Raw genomic sequence first — 2,281 nt, forward strand, 5'->3', positions numbered from 1 at the left:
CACTCCCATGAAGTCACCCACGCCTGCCAAAACCGGTACGGATGACGGGGATTGGGAGGAGTTTTAAAACGTATTGAATTTAAGCTGAAGAACGCAGTTAGCCACAGAGCACACAGAGGCAAAGCGGATTGCGTGATGCTGAGAGAGTTACCCGATAGGCGGAAGTCATGACTCGGACAATCCCTTGTTTTTTCTCTGTGAACTCTGTGTGCTCTGTGGCTTGAATTACGGTTTTTACGATTCATGCATGACAGGCAGGGCGAGATTGGAATTTATCGTTCTTATTGCGAATTGAAACAAGAGGCAAGAATGAAGAGAAAAGACATCATCCCAACAAGCCAGGAACGGCCCATGCGGGAAAATGATTTTATCGTTTCCAAGACGGACCTGACTGGACGTATTACCTACGGCAATGAAATTTTCATTGAGTTTTCCGGGTATAGCGAAGAAGAGTTGCTTGGCAGCCAACATAACATTATCCGCCACCCTGATATGCCCAGGGCGGTGTTTCATTTGCTTTGGGATTACTTGTCGAAAGACAGGGAGATATTCGCTTACGTCAAGAATATGTCAAAAGATGGCGGCTACTACTGGGTGTTTGCGCAAGTTGCACCCATGAAAGACGCGAACAATAAAAAAATCGGTTACACCTCGGTTCGCCGTATGCCTAACCCCAAAGCGATTCCAATTGTGGCAGAGGTTTATCGCAGCATGCTGGAAGCGGAGCGGAAAGCCGGTGCCAGGGATGCTATCTCAGCTTCCGGCGCGGTTCTGGGTGCGGTGTTAAAAGACAAGGGCGTTTCATACGAGGAGCTGATCAATGTTTTACAAGCACTTTAAGCATAATGAACCTGCCGCAATAACCGCAATCGGCATCGTTTGGGCAGGCCTGCTGGTTTATATATGGATGCCCGCCCTGAGCCAAGTGCAGGAAAGCGGAATCAGCCGGGAGATGCTGTTGCCGGCCTTGTTGACGCTCGGCTCAGCCTTGTCCCTGGTCTGGTGGATAAAATCAAGGTCGTTCGACCGGCAATTGCTGGCCCGCGTACTGGCTGCAAGCGAGGAATGGGGGAAAGGTGCTATCGGAGAACGTCTCACGCATATCGGCGGCAATGAGCGGCCAGTCCAGAAACTAGCCTGGCACCTGAATAACTTGATGGATCAGGTGGAAGCGACACAGGTCGACATTCTTTATTCCGCCAGCTCGGTGTCCAAGGGTAATTTCCTGAGAAAAGGTTACCCGCAAGGTTTGCATGGCGAGTTCGCTGCGGCGGTAAAACAGTTTTATACGGTTGCAGATACGCTCTCAATGGTTACCGCAGCCATCACCGAGTTGATGAATGCCATTGCCGAAGGGGACTTTGACAAGAAAGTTGACATTGAGGCGGAAGGTGACTACAGGCTGACCATTGATGCCGTAATGCAGGCCATGCAAACCATGCAGAGGATGATCGGCGACATCGGCAATGTGATGAGCCGTGTTGCCCAGGGCGATGTCAGCCTGCGCGTGCAGGCTGAAGGACGCGGCAGCCTCAACCAGCTGAAAATTGACATCAATCAGTCACTGGATGCCTTGAATTGCCTGAACGAAATCGCAGTCGTCGCCAGTGCATTGTCCAGAGGCGATTTGAGCCAGAGTATCAGCAAGAGTTATCCCGGTACTTTTGGCGATGTCATCACCAGCATGAACGGCACGGTAGCTGCGCTCAACAGCATGATCAGCGAGATTCATTCCCTGGTCGAAGCTGCTGCCAACCAGGGTGACTTCAGCAAACGCATCGATACCAGCGACAAGCAGGGCTTCGGCAAGACGGTGGGCGAGTCGCTGAACCTGCTTTCCGCTACGACAGACACTGCCCTGAAAGACATCATGCGGGTTGCCAGGGGTTTTGAGACTGGCGACTTTAGCCAGAAAATTACCGGGGACTATCGCGGCACGATCGGTGAGACCAAAGACGGCATTAATGCACTTTCAGAGACAACATCGACTAACCTGAGGGATATTGTGCGGGTTGCCAATGCGCTGGCCGACGGGGATCTGACCCAGAACATCAGCGCTGATTATCCGGGCGAGTTCGGGCAGACCAGCGATGGCATCAATGCAACTGTAACTACCCTGAGGACGCTGGTGGAGGGGATCAAGACTTCAGCCGAGACCATCAACACCGCGGCTAAAGAGATTGCCCAAGGCAACACCGACCTCTCGCAACGCACAGAAGAACAAGCCTCCAGCCTGGAACAGACCGCCTCCAGCATGGAAGAACTCGCCTCCACCGTCAAA

2 protein-coding genes are annotated in these 2,281 nt (G+C 52.3%); both read left to right on the plus strand.

The features are described from left to right. Positions 1 to 309 precede the first annotated feature (309 nt). Complete coding sequence (locus CVT63_08235) at positions 310 to 840, plus strand: aerotaxis receptor Aer (protein ID PKQ26878.1); 531 nt, start codon at positions 310 to 312, stop codon at positions 838 to 840. Beyond that, positions 821 to 2,281, plus strand: a 1,461-nt coding sequence (locus tag CVT63_08240; GenBank protein PKQ26879.1) for an ABC transporter permease, incomplete at its 3' end; no start/stop codon positions are given. The genes CVT63_08235 and CVT63_08240, both read left to right, overlap by 20 nt.

The sequence above is a fragment of the Candidatus Anoxymicrobium japonicum genome, from assembly GCA_002843005.1.
GTDB classification, from domain to species: domain Bacteria; phylum Actinomycetota; class Geothermincolia; order Fen-727; family Anoxymicrobiaceae; genus Anoxymicrobium; species Anoxymicrobium japonicum.